Here is a 12,970-nt window from a genome sequence, read left to right on the forward strand (position 1 = left end):
GATGAAAGACATCAAGGTGCTCGGCCCCGGTTGCAAACGGTGTCAGGCCACGCAGGAAATGGTCGAGGCCGCCGCGAAGGAGCTCGGGTGCGACATCGCGATCGATAAGGTCACCGACTACGCCGAAATGGCGAGGTACGGTATCGTGTCGACACCGGGCATCGTGATCGATGGCAAGCTCGTGCATTCCGGCGGGTTGCCGAAGGAAGACGATCTAAAGCGCTGGCTTCAGTCCTGATCGCACGACGTAGCATCACGTGATCGTACGCGATGGGCGCCAGATGGACCTCGCCCCCGCTTGATACCTGAAGCGCGCGACGGGTGATATCCAGACAAGCCAAGGCCCCGGAGCCGGACTTCGCGGGCCGTTTTGCGATCTTCGGAATATTTCGGAAAACGCGGCGCTGGAGCGGGTGAAGGGAATCGAACCCTCGTCGTCAGCTTGGGAAGCTGCTGCTCTACCATTGAGCTACACCCGCGTCTCGTAGCGCGAAGGAGCGCCGATTGCACCGAAACGCGGGCCGCGTCAATGGGGCTCGCGCTTGGGGGCGGTCTGCTGCTGCGAGAGGGCGCGGGCGAGGGGGGCGATCTGGTCTGCCGGGATACGCCGGGCGATGACGGGCATCGGGACCTGGGGCTTGTGCGCGTCGATCGTCGTCTCTTCGCCCTGCCAGGCTTCGAGGCGGCCGGTGAGGTAGGCGGCATGCTGGCCGGCGATGTAGGGAGCCTTGCGTCCCGGCGCGTGGCACGAGGCGCAGGCGGGAAGCTGCTTGCGGCGGTCTCCCCCGACTAGGAGCGGATGCGTGGCGGCAAGCGGGACGTCGCGAAGGCCCGGCAGGGCGGCGAAGTGGTCGGCAAGGGCGCGCATCTGCGCCTCGTCGAGCGCGGCGGCGGCGACCTGCATCGCGCCGCTCTGGCGGCTGCCCGCGGCATAGGCACGCAGGGTGTGGTAGAGGTGGTCGGCCTTCTGTCCGGCGATGATGGGGATGTCACTCTGCTCGCGGCCCATGCCGTCGCTGCCGTGGCAGCCGGTGCAGGCGGCGAGACTGCGCGCGAGCGGCGGAGCGCTCTCCGGGGCGCTGGAGGGGCGCGGCGCGGTCAGCTCCTCGTAGCGCTGCGGGCTCATGGCGGGCAGGGCGCGCAGGAAGCCGACCATGCGGCGGATCTCGTCGGGGCGCTCGGGCGTCGGCCAGGCGGGCATGCCGGTGAACTTGACCCCGTGCTTGACGATCCAGAACAGCTCGCGGTCGGTGTAGTGGCCTGCGACCTTCGCAAGATCGGGTGCGGGCGGAGTGGCGGACTGCATCACTGGCGAAGGGCGATGGCCGGGCGCGCCGTGGCAGACCTGGCAGGCCTGGCGAAAGTGTCCTGCCGCGCTGACGAGGGCAGTGTCGTCGCGTACCTTCGCGGGCGTCTGGAAGGTGCTGTAGGTGCGCACCGAGTTCTGCATGGTCCAGTGCAGGAACCAGTCGGTCACCGCCCAGTGGCCCGAGCTCGCCGAGATCTGCATCAGCCCCGACCAGGCGAAGAGGAGCCCGGCAAGGGCGAGGCCGACGAGCGTCACGATCACGCGCTTCCAGGTCAGGCGAAGGGTCATGCCGGGTTCTCCGCGGGCGACTTGAGGATGAGGGCAAGCAGGGCAAGGCCGCCGACGAGGTAGCTGGCAGCGCCCACCAGCAGCATGATGACCGCGCCGAGTTGCTGGTCGGCGAGCGCGTCGAGCCCGAAGGCGGGGCTGCCGCAGTAGAGCGCGCGGGGCGCAAGGCCGATCAGCACGCCGAGCAGGGTCATGTGCATCGAGGTCAGGAGCAGAGCGCCCACGCCTGCCGCACGCTGCGGGGCGTGGATCACTGCGTTCCACAGCAGGTAGCCACTGGCGAGGAACATGGCCTGTTCGGCGAGCATGGCGAGCAAGGATGCATCGGCGAGGTCGCGCAGCAAGGGCAGGTGCCAGCCCCACACGACCGCGGCCTCGAGCGGCATCATCGCCATCGGGGTGACGCGCCGGGGGAAGCGCGCGGCGGCATCGAGCCGGGTGCCGGCAAGGCCAGCCGCAAGCAGGGGCGCTGCGAGCGCGACCGCGATCATGTGGCCGGCCATGTGCCCGGTCATGCCGAGCCCCGCCAGCGCCCAGCCGAGCGGGACGAGCACGATCCCGGCGAGGAGCGTGGCGCGGCGCAGGCGGGGCGCGAGGGCGGTGGTCACGTGCACTGCCTCAGGAAGACGACGGGGAGCGCGGTGAACACCACGCCCACGAAGCTGAGCGCTGCCAGCAGCAAGGTCGCGGTCGCGAGGAAGCGCAGGCGGTCGATCTCGGTGCTTTCCTCGTGGGGCGGGGGATCGCCCGGGGTACGCGACTGCTTCCAGCCCAGCCAGCCCGAAAGCGCGATCACGACCAGCGCCAGCACGCTTCCGGCGACGTAGAGCCAGGGCACGCTCGCGAAGCTGCCGGTCTTGGCGCAGGAGATCGCGGCCCACAGGTAGGAGAACAGGAAGTGCACCGCCCAGGCCGTGGGCGGTACGATCAGCACCCACAAGGTGATGACGAGGCGCTGGTGCCACTTGCGCTTCACTTCGCTGTTCATCTCGTCTGCCATCACGCGACCTCCGGGAACAGGCCGAGGGTGGCGTAGGCGACGACCACCGTCAGCGCGAAGAAATGCATGTAGACCGTCACGTTGCGCAGGTCCGCGTCATGCTGCGCGGTCATCCTGCCGGCAAGGCTACGGGCGATGACGTAGGCGAGCATGATCGCGGCGATCGCGCCGTGCGCCGAGGTCCAGATGGCGATGGTCCACACGATGGCGGGGTAGGAATGGAGCGTCGGGTCCATGCCGCCGAGCCAAGGGCCTGCAAGTCCCGTTCCCGCACTCACGAGCGCGGCGCCAATGGCGAAGACGAGCAGCAGTCTTGCAGGGAGCAGTGCGCCGCGCCGGTTGGCGCTGCGCGCGGCGAGCGTCGCGATCCAGCTGGCGAGCCCGCTTGCAAGCGCGACCATCGGCCACAGCACGCCCGGCGCTCCGGCGAGTTCGGGCGGCGGGAAGTCGGGGTGGCGGGTCCAGAAGAAGTAGTAGCCGAAGACGAGCCCGGAGAAGGCGGTGGCATCGGCCATCATGGTGATGAACATCGCCCACCAGCCCGGCGCGCTGCGGCCCGAGAGATAGAGCGGCAGCTCGATCCCGTGGCCGATCGGCTTGGAGGGCTTTTCGGGAATTTCGGCGGTGCCGGTCCACAGCCAGGCCAGCACGCAGGCAAGCGTCGCGAAACCGCATACAAGCGCGGGCCAGTAGAGGTGATAGGTGGTGAGGATGAAGACCGCGCCCAGGGCCACTGCGGTCGCCATCGGGATCCAGCTCGGCGTGCCCAGCCGCACGACCGCGAGCGGGCGCGCATCGAGCACCGAGGTGATGATCGTCTCGCGGCGTCCTTCCTCGGCATCGGGCAGGAAGTAGCGGCCTTCGTCGACCTTCTTCATGAAGTCGCTCTGGTCCCAGATCGGGTAGCGGCTCTCGATCAGCGGGATCGAGCGGATGCCCCAGTGCTCGTCCTGGGGATGGGCCAGCCATTCCAGCGTGCCCGCGTTCCACGGGTTGCGCGGCGCGAAGGGACGGCGCGGCGAGAGGCACAAGTCCACGCAGATTACCGCGACGCCCGCCGCGAAGAGGAACGCGCCGATGGTGGAGGTCATGTTGAGCCCGCCGATGCCCAGCGCCTCGGGATAGGTGAAGACGCGGCGCGGCATGCCCATGAGGCCAGAGAAATGCATCGGGAAGAAGCAAAGGTTCACCCCGGCAAAGCACATCCAGAAGGCCACGCGGCCCAGCCTGTCGGAGAGCTTCTTACCGGTGATCAGCGGCCAGTAGTAGTAGAGCCCGGCGAAGAGCGGCAGCAGCGTCCCCCCGATCAGCACGTAGTGCAGGTGGGCGACGACGAAGTAGGTGTCGTGCGCCTGCCAGTCGAACGGGGCGACCGCGACCATGACCCCGGTCAGCCCGCCCACGACGAAGACCGCGAGGCTGCCGCTGGCATAGAGCATCGGCGTCGACCACTTGACCCGTCCCGCCCACAAGGTGGCGATGAACACGAAGATCTGCACCGCGGTCGGAATCGCCACGGCCTCGGAAGCCGCCGAGAAGAAGCCAAGGCTGATCTTGGGCAGCCCGGTAGTGAACATGTGATGGACCCAGAGCCCGAAGGACAGGAACGCGGTCCCGACGGCGGCGAGCACGATCCACGGGTAGCCGAGCAGGTGGCGCCGCGCGAAGGTCGGCACGAGCATCGCGAAAAGCGCGATCGAGGGCAGGAACACGATGTAGACCTCGGGGTGGCCGAAGATCCAGAACAGGTGCTGCCACAGCAGCGGGTCGCCGCCCCGGCTGGCATCGAAGAAGGGCCAGTCGAGCAGGCGCTCCATCTCGAACAGAACGTCGCCCGCGATCAGCGGCGGGAAGGCGAACAGGATCATCACCGCGACGACGAGGATGTACCAGGCATAGAGCGGCATGAGGTTGAGCCGCATGCCCGGCGGGCGGCACTTAAGCACGCCGACGATCAGCTCGACCGCCGCCGCGATCGAGGAGACCTCGATGAACGAGAGGCCCAGCATCCAGATGTCCGCGCCGATCCCGGAGAGGTCGGTGCGCGTCGTCAGTGGCGGGTACATGAACCAGCCGCCGTCGGGGGCGGCGTTGAACAGGATCGAGCCACCGACGAAGACGCCGCCGATCAGGAACGACCAGTAGCCGAAGGCGGAAAGCCGGGGGAAGGGCAGGTCGCGCGCGCCCAGAAGCTGGGGCAGGAGGATGATCGAGACCGCCTCGAACATCGGCACGGCGAAGAGGAACATCATCATCGAGCCGTGCAGCGTGAATAGCTGGTTGAAGGTCCCCGCGTCGACGAGGTCGTTGTCGGGCACCGCCAGCTGCGTGCGCATGATCAGGCCGAGCACGCCCGCAAAGAGCATGAACACGAAGCCGGTCAGCACGTACCAGGCTCCGACCGCGTCGTTGTTGGTGTCGGTCCACTTGAGGAACAGACCCTTGGGTGGTGCCCAGACCGCGCGCAGGCGTTCTTCCTGGGCTGCGCGCAGTCGCGGATCGTCCTGTTCGTGCAGGCTCATTGCAGTCCCTTGAGGTAAGCGGCGATGGCCTTGGCGTCGGCCTCGCTCATCGTCTTGTAGGCAGGCATGCGCGCGCCGGGCTTGGCACCTTGCGGATCGCGGATGAAGGCGGCGATGTTGGCTCGGGTGGGCTCGAGGATGCCTGCGCCAAGGCTCGTGCGCGCACCGAAGCGCGAGAGGTCCGGGCCGATCGCGGCATCGTGCGCGGTCCCGCGCACCGCGTGGCACGCGCCGCAGCCGTTTTGCGTGAACAGCGCCGCGCCGCGCCCCTCGCTGGCACCGGTCGATGCGCCGCGCTGCGCCAGGAGCCACGCGTCGAAGGCTTCGGGCTCCATCGCCACCACCTCGAAGGCCATGAGCGCATGGCTCAACCCGCAGAACTCTGCGCACACGCCCCGGTAGCGGCCGGGCTTTTCGGCCTCGACGACGAGATCGTTGTCGCGTCCCGGGATCATGTCCATCTTGCCGGCAAGGCCCGGAATCCAGAAGCTGTGAATGACATCGCCCGCGGCAAGGACGAGGTGGACCCGCCGCCCTGTCGGCACGCGGATTTCGTTCGCAGACAAAAGGGGCTCCTCGCCCGGTGGCCGGTAGGCGACGCGCCACCAGAACTGTTCGCCCTCGACGCGGATCACGAGGTCCTCGGGACCGGTCTCCATCGGCCGCATGGCGGGCAGCGCGAAGAGCAGCAGCACGGTGAGCAGCACGGTCGGCACTATCGCGCCCATCCACAGGACCAGCCGCATTCCGCCGCGGTGGTCGAGACTGCCTTCGCGGGCGCGCACGGCACGGACGTACAAGGCGGCGGTGACGAGCGCGACGATTATCGCGCCTGCCACAAGCACCATGGTCAGGGTCAGCGTCTCGTTCGCCTCGCGCCCGAACGGGGCCACCGCGCTCTGGTGGTGGTTGCATCCGGCCAGCAGCAGGCAGCCGAACGGTAACGTGCGTCGCAAGGATTGGCCCCTTTGCCCCGGGTCATTGTCTCGTGCGAAACGTTCGATCGCGCGCTTTGTTCGGGCGGGGGCGCGGGCAAAAGTGTTACAAAGTGTGTCTTGTGCGCGTTAGCCTTGCGACTGGCCCGGTAGGTTTGCCTAGGTCCGTGCGAGGTCTTCCTTTGCCTGGCTGGCCTAATGCCCGCTGCATTTCCTGATCGAGGCGAGGCGGCGAGACGCATGCAAATTCTGGCGAGTTTGAAAATCCGTACCATCACCATGGTCGCGGCGTCACTGGTGGCGCTGCTGGCGTTGCTCAGCGGGACGATGGCGCTGCGTTTCATCGATACGCTTGGCGATTCGCTGGCCTATTCCTCCGAAAACACTGTCCCCAGCCTCTCGGTCCTGGGCGATATTTCGCAGAGCGCCGGGCAGGCGCGCGTGCTCACCACCCAGCACATTCTCGCCCCGACGCCATCGGTGACGCGGCAGATCGACAAGGAGCTGCTCGCCGCGATCGCGCGCACCGATGCCGGTTTCGAACGCTATGCGCCGTTGGTCTCGGATGAAACGGAGGCCAAGATGTTCTCCCAGTTGCGCGACAACTGGGAGCGCTGGAAGGCCGCGGTCGAGCCGGTCCGAAGCGAATCGCTGGCGATCCGCACCGTCGAGGCGACCGCGCGCTACAACCGCCAGCTCAAGCCGCTGGGCGCGGCCTTCGATACGGTGATCGACAAGCAGTTCGCCTACAACGTCGAGATTGCCGACGAGGCCGGTGTGCGCGGACAGGCAGATACCGCGAGTTCGTTCAACTGGATCGCGGGCCTGCTGGTGGCGATCGGCGTGGTCTGCGTGGGCGTCATGGTGGTGATGCAGATGCGTCTCAACCGACCGCTCGCCGCGCTGACGCGGGCCATGGAGGAGATGGCAGGCGGCAATCTCGACCGGCAAGTCCCCGGCGGTGAGAAGTCCGACGAGATCGGCGCTATCGCTCGCGCGCTCGAGGCGATCAAGCAGGGCGTCGCCGCGCGTGCCGAGGCCCAGGCCCGCGAACAGGCGCGCGCGCAGGAAGTCGTTGTCGAGCAGCTCGGGCATGGGCTGGGCGCGCTCAAGGCCGGACGGCTCGACTGTGCGATCTCGCGTAGCTTCCCCGGCGAATACGAAAGCCTGCGGGTCGATTTCAACGCGACGCTCGAGACCCTCGCCAGCCTGCTCAGCCAGGTGGCGGAGGCCTCCGACAACGTCGGCAACGGTTCGAGCGAGATCGCCAGCGCGGCCGATGACCTTGCCAACCGCACCTCGAGCCAGGCTGCGGCGCTGGAGGAATCCGCGGCGGCAGTTCGCGAGTTGCGCGATGCGGTGACCGAAACCGCCAACGTCGCCGACAGCGCGCGCCAGAATGCCTCGGAAACCGAGCACGAGGCCGTGCAGGGCGGTGAGGTCGTGCAGCGCGCCGTCACGGCGATGGAGGCCATCTCGAAGTCGAGCCAGCGCATGGCCGAAATCGTCACCCTGATCGACGGCATCGCCTTCCAGACCAATCTGCTTGCGCTCAATGCGGGTGTCGAGGCGGCCCGCGCGGGCGAGGCGGGCAAGGGCTTCGCGGTCGTCGCCACAGAGGTTCGCGCGCTTGCCGAACGCTCGGCCGAGGCGGCGCGCGAGATTTCAGGCATCATCCAGGCGAGCGGCGCCGACGTCAGCAATGGCGAGGAGATGATGGGCCGCACCCGCGAGGCGCTCGACAAGATCGTCAGTCGGACCGGCACGCTCTCGGGCCTCATTCGCCAGATCGCCGAATCGGCGAGCGCGCAGACCGACACCATCCGGCAGGTCGACGAGGTTGTCGGTCAGATGGACACCGCGACCCAGCAGAACGCGGCGCTGGTCGAGCAATCGACCGCTGCCTCGCGCGGGCTGGCCGAGGAGGCCGAACGCATGGGACAGCTGGTGCGCCGCTTCGATCTCGGCGGTGGTCGGGGGGCGGCCCGCGAAGGCAACGTTCGCCCGATGCCGGCCCGCGCGGTGTCACCGGCTCCGCCCATGCGTCCGGCGCTATCGGTCGGCAGCGCCGCCGTCGACACGGACTGGTCCGAATTCTGAGATACCGAACCCAAGCGCGCCGACGGTTCGAACTGCGTTAGCTGGCCTCGGCGATCAGCTTGAGCGCTTCTGGGCTCGACCAGTCGTTGGCCCCGGTGAAGCGCCAGACCTCCTTGCCATTGCTGTCGAACAGGACGGTGATCGGCAGGTTGCCGCCGTACTGGAAGCCGAGGTCGCCCTGCTCGTCGAGCCAGGGCTGGACGTTGTCGAGCTTGCGGCGGTGCAGGATGTCGATGACCTTGTCGGGTTGGCCCATGTCCTGCGAGATCGGCAGCACGGTTACCCCCAGTTCGTCCTCGCGCTCGATCAGCGCGTCGAGCGTGGGCATTTCCTCGATGCACGGCGCGCACCAGCTCGCCCACAGGTTGATCAGCAGCGGCTTGCCCTTGAGCGAGGCGAGATCGAGGCTCTCGCCGGTATTGTCGACCAGCGTGATCACCGGCATCGGCTCGCCCTTGTGGCTGCGGTCGAGCTTGGCGTCGGCGGGCGCGACCGCCGCCCCGGTGCCGTCTGGCGAGGCTTGCGAAGCCTGTGGTTGCGCAGTCTCCTCGCTTTTTCTATCGCAGCCGCCGACCGCAAGGGCCATGGCCCCGGCTAGCGAAGATAGGACGAGCGACTTGAGCGAACGGGAAGACAGCGCTTTGGACAACAAGGCGGGGGGCTCCAACCAGATGTGGGGCGGACGGTTTGCCGAAGGACCGTCTGCGATCATGCGGGAGATAAACGCCTCGATTCCCTTCGACAAGGCACTGTGGCGTCAGGACATCGCGGCGAGCAAGGCGCATGTCGCGATGCTCGGCGCGCAAGGCATCGTCACCGCGGCAGACGCGCAGACGATCACCGAGGGGCTCGACAAGGTCGCCGCCGAGTACGAAGCCGGTGGCGTTCCCGAGAACTGGGACCTCGAGGACATCCACATGACCACCGAATCGCGGCTGGCCGAACTGATCGGCCCGGTCGCGGGGCGCCTGCATACCGCGCGCAGCCGCAACGATCAGGTGGCGACCGACTTCAAGCTCTGGGTGCGCGAGGCGATCGACGAGGTCGATGCAGGCCTCGAGGCGCTGCAGAAGGCGCTGGTCGCGCAGGCCGGAACCCACGCGGCCTCGATCATGCCCGGCTTCACTCACCTGCAGACCGCGCAGCCCGTCACGCTCGGCCATCATCTCATGGCCTATTACGAGATGATCGCGCGCGACCGCTCGCGCCTGGCCGACAACCGCGAGCGCATGAACCGCTCGCCGCTCGGCAGCGCGGCGCTCGCCGGCACCGGCTTTCCCATCGACCGTGAGATGACCGCGAAAGCGCTGGGCTTCGACGGGCCGACAGCCAACAGCCTCGATACCGTCTCGGACCGCGACTTCGCGCTCGACTACCTGATGGCGGCAAGCCAGTGCTCGCTGCACCTCTCGCGCCTCGCCGAGGAATTCATCATCTGGGCGAGCCAGCCCTTCGGCTTCGTGCGCATGGCCGATTCGCTCTCGACCGGCAGCTCGATCATGCCGCAGAAGAAGAACCCGGACGCCGCCGAGCTGGTGCGCGGCCACGCGGGCCGCATCGCGGGCTGCCTCACCGGCCTGATGATGACCATGAAGGGTCTGCCGCTCGCCTATTCGAAGGACATGCAGGACGACAAGCCGCCCGTGTTCGAGGCGCACGGCCTGCTCGCGCTTTCGATCGCGGCGATGACAGGCATGGTCGCCGAAAGCGATTTCAAGACCGATCGTATGCGCCAGGCCGCCGAAATGGGCTTTGCCACCGCGACCGACCTTGCCGACTGGCTGGTGCGCGAAGGCGACATTCCCTTCCGCGAGGCGCACCACATCACCGGCGCTGCGGTGAAGCTCGCAGAGGCACGCGGTGTCGCGCTCGACCAGCTGCCGCTGGCGGACCTGAAAGAGATCGACAGCCGCATCGACGAGCGCGTATTCAAGGCGCTCTCGGTCGAGGCCTCCGTCGCCGCGCGCAAGTCGCACGGCGGGACGGCGCCCGATCAGGTGCGCGCGCGTGTGGCCGATGCCCGCGCCGCGCTTGGAATGGAGTAAGGCGCAGGTGATCGACGTCGCAGCAGTTTCCGGGTCTGTGAACGGCACCCCGGCCAGGTCGGGCTCGGGGCTGGGGGCGGCAATGCGTGCCGCTCTTCTGGTGACTGCGCTCGGGGCATTGGCCGGGTGTGGCCAGCGCGCCGACCTCAAGCCGCGCGCCGGTAAGGAAATGCCGCCGCCGCCTTATGGCCGGGCGGACCGGCCCAAGAGCGCGGAATTGCTCGAGACGCCGACGCTGGCGATCCCCAAACGCAGCGTCGAGCTGCGCACGCGATCCGAGGAGCGCGACGACGATCCGTTCGATCTGCCGCCTCCCGAAAACATTCCCTGACAGGATTATCCCATGGACCATTTCGAAATTCGTGACGGCGCGCTTCACGCCGAACAGGTGGCGCTGGCCGAGATCGGCTGCGAGGTCGGCACGCCGGTCTACGTCTATTCGCGCGCCACGCTCGAGCGCCACGCCCGCGTCTTCCGCGAGGCTCTGTCCTCCCTGCCCAAGGTGCACATCGCCTTCGCGGTGAAGTCCAACCCCAACCTCGCGGTGCTGCGCGTCCTCGCGCGTGAAGGCTACGGCGCCGACGTCGTCTCCGAGGGCGAGATGAACCGCGCGCTGGCGGCAGGCATGCCCGCAGGCGACATCGTCTTCTCGGGCGTCGGCAAGTCGAAGCGCGAGCTGACCGCGGCGGTCAGGGCCGGGATCGGCCAGTTCAACCTCGAGAGCGAGGAAGAGGGCGTCGAGCTTGCCGGGATCGCGGCGAGCCTGGGCCTGCGCGCGACCTGTGCGCTTCGCGTAAATCCCGATGTCGATGCCGGGACTCACGCCAAGATCTCGACCGGCAAGGCCGAGAACAAGTTCGGCGTGCCCTACGACCGTGCCGCTGCGATCTACGCGCGTCTCTCTGCGCTCGAGGGGCTCGAGATGCATGGCCTCGCCGTTCACATCGGCAGCCAGATCTCGGACCTCGAACCCTCGCGCAAGGCCTTCGTCAAGATGGGCGCGCTGATGCGCGAGCTGCGCGAGCAGGGCCTCACCGTCAGCCACATGGACCTCGGCGGGGGGCTTGGCGTCCCCTACAAGCCCGGCGAGAGCCTGCCCACGCCTGCCGAATACGGCGCGATGGTGGCCGAAGTCGCGGGCGACTGGGGTGTGACCGTGATGTTCGAGCCGGGCCGCGTCATCACCGGCAATGCCGGTGTGCTGGTTACCGAGGTGATCCGCGTCAAGGAAGGTGCCAGCGCGCCGTGGGTCGTGGTCGATGCGGCGATGAACGATCTCGCGCGTCCCGCCATGTACGATGCCTGGCACGACTTTTCCGCGGTCCAGCCGACCGGCGAGACCATGCTCGCCAACGTCGTCGGGCCGATCTGCGAGAGCTCGGACACTTTTGCCAAGAACCGCGAGATCGACGTGGTCAAAGCAGGCGACCTAGCAGTGTTCCGCACTGCTGGCGCCTATGGCGCGACGATGGCCAATACCTACAACAGCCGCGCGCTGGTGCCCGAGGTCATGGTCGATGGCGACAAGTGGGCGATCGTTGCCGAGCGTATCGAGCCCGCGACGATCCTCGCTGCCGAGCAGGTTCCCGACTGGCTCGACTGAGCGCGACGGCACGAAGGTCTGCACGCGGCGGCCCGCTCGACGCCGCCGCGGTGCCGCGCTAACCTCGCGTCCATGATCGAGACGCTCCCGCTGTTCCACCGCATTTCCAACGCCCCCGTCCTCGTCCTTGGCGAAGGTGACGGGGCCGATGCCAAGCGGCGGCTGGTGGAGCGGGCGGGCGGCGTGGTCGTCGATGACCTCGATGCGGCGGCCGGGCAGGGTGCGCGCCTGGCCTTCATCGCGCACGAGGAAGAGGCGCGCGCGCAGGCCGATGCGGCGCGTGCGCGCGCGGCGGGTATGCTGGTCAATGCGATGGACCGCCCTGCGCTATGCGATTTCACCGTCCCCTCGATCCTCGAGCGCTCGCCGGTCCTCGTCGCGGTCGGCACCGGCGGGGCTTCGGCTGGTCTTGCCAAGCAGCTGCGTCTGCGCCTCGAGGCCCTGCTGCCGCAGACGCTGGGCGGGCTGGCACTCGCCCTCAAGGTCGGGCGCGGAGCCTTGCGCAAGCGCTTTCCCGATAGCGGTGAGCGCCGTCGCGCGCTGGACGCGGCCCTGGCTGCCGGTGGCGCGCTTGACCCGCTGGTCGACGGCGAGGGCGATGCGCGCTTTTCCCGCTGGATTGCCGCGCCCGATGCGGGCGAGGGCGGACTTGCCGAAATCACCTTGCGCTCCGACGATCCCGAAGACCTCACCTTGCGCGAGGCCCGCCTGCTCGGGACCGCCGATACGGTGCTGGCCGCGCCCGCAATCCCCGCCGCGATCCTCGCCCGCGTGCGCGCCGATGCGGTGCGTGGCGAGCTCTTGCCGGATACCTCGCCCGAAGTGCCGGCTTCGGGATTGGTGGTCGTTTTGCGCCGTGCCTTATCGGCCTGACCTGCCTGTTGCCCTATTTCGCCGGTGTCGTGACGGGTGCGGGTAAATTGAGCAAGTGATAACTTGATGATTGTCGTCGAGAACTAGTTCCGTGCACTTGGCTGCATAGGCAGAAAATCGGTCTTGCGATGCATCTCGTACGGGCGTTGCGTCAGTTTAACCCATTGCAACTCTTGCGAGCGCTAGTCATTCTGGTATTCGCTAGGTCGCTTTCATGAATAGCTAATACTTGAAAGTGTATGTCCGGCGTGGCCGGGCGATGGTGAGTGCTGCGCTGTCGCGTGCTAAGGAGCAG

Annotated in this window: 12 protein-coding genes and 1 tRNA gene; 6 read left to right on the forward strand and 7 right to left on the reverse strand. The window is 67.8% G+C overall.

Annotation, left to right across the window (positions count from 1 at the left end; all coding sequences use genetic code 11):
- Position 1: 1 nt before the first annotated feature.
- A complete protein-coding gene (locus I5E68_RS01935; RefSeq protein WP_197160256.1) occupies positions 2-238 on the forward strand; it encodes a thioredoxin family protein in 237 nt (78 codons plus the stop codon).
- Positions 239-405: 167 nt separating this feature from the next.
- On the opposite strand, the gene I5E68_RS01940 is transcribed toward I5E68_RS01935, so the two are convergent.
- From I5E68_RS01940 to coxB, 6 genes are all read right to left on the reverse strand, one after another.
- Positions 406-479 (reverse strand) — tRNA-Gly (locus I5E68_RS01940).
- A gap of 47 nt (positions 480-526) precedes the next feature.
- On the reverse strand, positions 527-1,597 hold the full coding sequence (locus tag I5E68_RS01945; protein WP_197160258.1) for a c-type cytochrome: 1,071 nt from the start codon (positions 1,595-1,597) through the stop codon (positions 527-529).
- A complete protein-coding gene (locus I5E68_RS01950; RefSeq protein WP_323982063.1) occupies positions 1,594-2,205 on the reverse strand; it encodes a cytochrome c oxidase assembly protein in 612 nt (203 codons plus the stop codon). Before I5E68_RS01950 ends, I5E68_RS01945 begins: the two co-directional genes overlap by 4 nt.
- Positions 2,202-2,597: a hypothetical protein gene (locus tag I5E68_RS01955; protein WP_228726765.1), complete on the reverse strand. Its 396-nt coding sequence runs from the start codon at positions 2,595-2,597 to the stop codon at positions 2,202-2,204. The genes I5E68_RS01950 and I5E68_RS01955 overlap by 4 nt, the downstream gene beginning before the upstream one ends.
- A complete protein-coding gene (ctaD, locus tag I5E68_RS01960) occupies positions 2,597-5,119 on the reverse strand; it encodes a cytochrome c oxidase subunit I (RefSeq protein ID WP_197160260.1) in 2,523 nt (840 codons plus the stop codon). Before ctaD ends, I5E68_RS01955 begins: the two co-directional genes overlap by 1 nt.
- The gene (gene coxB, locus I5E68_RS01965; RefSeq protein WP_228726767.1) at positions 5,116-6,075 is read right to left on the reverse strand and encodes a cytochrome c oxidase subunit II; all 960 of its coding nucleotides are present in this window, start codon (positions 6,073-6,075) and stop codon (positions 5,116-5,118) included. The genes ctaD and coxB overlap by 4 nt, the downstream gene beginning before the upstream one ends.
- Before the next feature lie 237 nt (positions 6,076-6,312).
- Between coxB and I5E68_RS01970 the strand changes: the two genes are divergently transcribed.
- Positions 6,313-8,154 carry a methyl-accepting chemotaxis protein gene (locus I5E68_RS01970; RefSeq protein WP_267449322.1) on the forward strand — a complete coding sequence of 614 codons (1,842 nt, stop codon included), beginning with the start codon at positions 6,313-6,315 and terminating at the stop codon, positions 8,152-8,154.
- Between the two features lie 37 nt (positions 8,155-8,191).
- Here the strand turns inward: I5E68_RS01970 and I5E68_RS01975 are convergent, their stop codons facing one another.
- Complete coding sequence (locus I5E68_RS01975) at positions 8,192-8,740, reverse strand: TlpA family protein disulfide reductase (RefSeq protein WP_228726769.1); 549 nt, start codon at positions 8,738-8,740, stop codon at positions 8,192-8,194.
- Positions 8,741-8,825: 85 nt separating this feature from the next.
- Here I5E68_RS01975 and argH point away from each other — a divergent pair, with 85 nt between their 5' ends.
- The 4 genes from argH (at position 8,826) to I5E68_RS01995 (ending at position 12,675) form a co-directional block, all read left to right on the forward strand.
- Positions 8,826-10,199 (forward strand): argininosuccinate lyase, encoded by a 1,374-nt coding sequence (argH, locus tag I5E68_RS01980; protein ID WP_197160263.1) that lies wholly within the window; start codon positions 8,826-8,828, stop codon positions 10,197-10,199.
- Positions 10,200-10,206: 7 nt separating this feature from the next.
- A complete protein-coding gene (locus I5E68_RS01985) occupies positions 10,207-10,530 on the forward strand; it encodes a hypothetical protein (protein WP_323982064.1) in 324 nt (107 codons plus the stop codon).
- A 12-nt stretch (positions 10,531-10,542) separates the two neighbouring features.
- Positions 10,543-11,802, forward strand: a complete 1,260-nt coding sequence (gene lysA / locus I5E68_RS01990; protein WP_197160264.1) for a diaminopimelate decarboxylase — start codon at positions 10,543-10,545, stop codon at positions 11,800-11,802.
- Between the two features lie 72 nt (positions 11,803-11,874).
- Positions 11,875-12,675 carry a precorrin-2 dehydrogenase/sirohydrochlorin ferrochelatase family protein gene (locus I5E68_RS01995; protein ID WP_197160265.1) on the forward strand — a complete coding sequence of 267 codons (801 nt, stop codon included), beginning with the start codon at positions 11,875-11,877 and terminating at the stop codon, positions 12,673-12,675.
- The last annotated feature ends 295 nt before the right edge of the window (positions 12,676-12,970 follow it).

Source organism: Novosphingobium aureum (assembly GCF_015865035.1).
Taxonomy (GTDB): Bacteria; Pseudomonadota; Alphaproteobacteria; order Sphingomonadales; family Sphingomonadaceae; genus Novosphingobium; species Novosphingobium aureum.

Bases quoted from the DNA above. Each gene is read 5' to 3' on its own strand.
- I5E68_RS01935 (WP_197160256.1), top strand. From the start codon at position 2: ATGAAAGACATCAAGGTGCTCGGCCCCGGTTGCAAACGGTGTCAGGCC.
- I5E68_RS01945 (WP_197160258.1), bottom strand. From the start codon at position 1,597: ATGACCCTTCGCCTGACCTGGAAGCGCGTGATCGTGACGCTCGTCGGC.
- I5E68_RS01955 (WP_228726765.1), bottom strand. From the start codon at position 2,597: ATGGCAGACGAGATGAACAGCGAAGTGAAGCGCAAGTGGCACCAGCGC.
- ctaD (WP_197160260.1), bottom strand. From the start codon at position 5,119: ATGAGCCTGCACGAACAGGACGATCCGCGACTGCGCGCAGCCCAGGAA.
- I5E68_RS01975 (WP_228726769.1), bottom strand. From the start codon at position 8,740: ATGGCCCTTGCGGTCGGCGGCTGCGATAGAAAAAGCGAGGAGACTGCG.
- argH (WP_197160263.1), top strand. From the start codon at position 8,826: ATGTGGGGCGGACGGTTTGCCGAAGGACCGTCTGCGATCATGCGGGAG.
- lysA (WP_197160264.1), top strand. From the start codon at position 10,543: ATGGACCATTTCGAAATTCGTGACGGCGCGCTTCACGCCGAACAGGTG.
- I5E68_RS01995 (WP_197160265.1), top strand. From the start codon at position 11,875: ATGATCGAGACGCTCCCGCTGTTCCACCGCATTTCCAACGCCCCCGTC.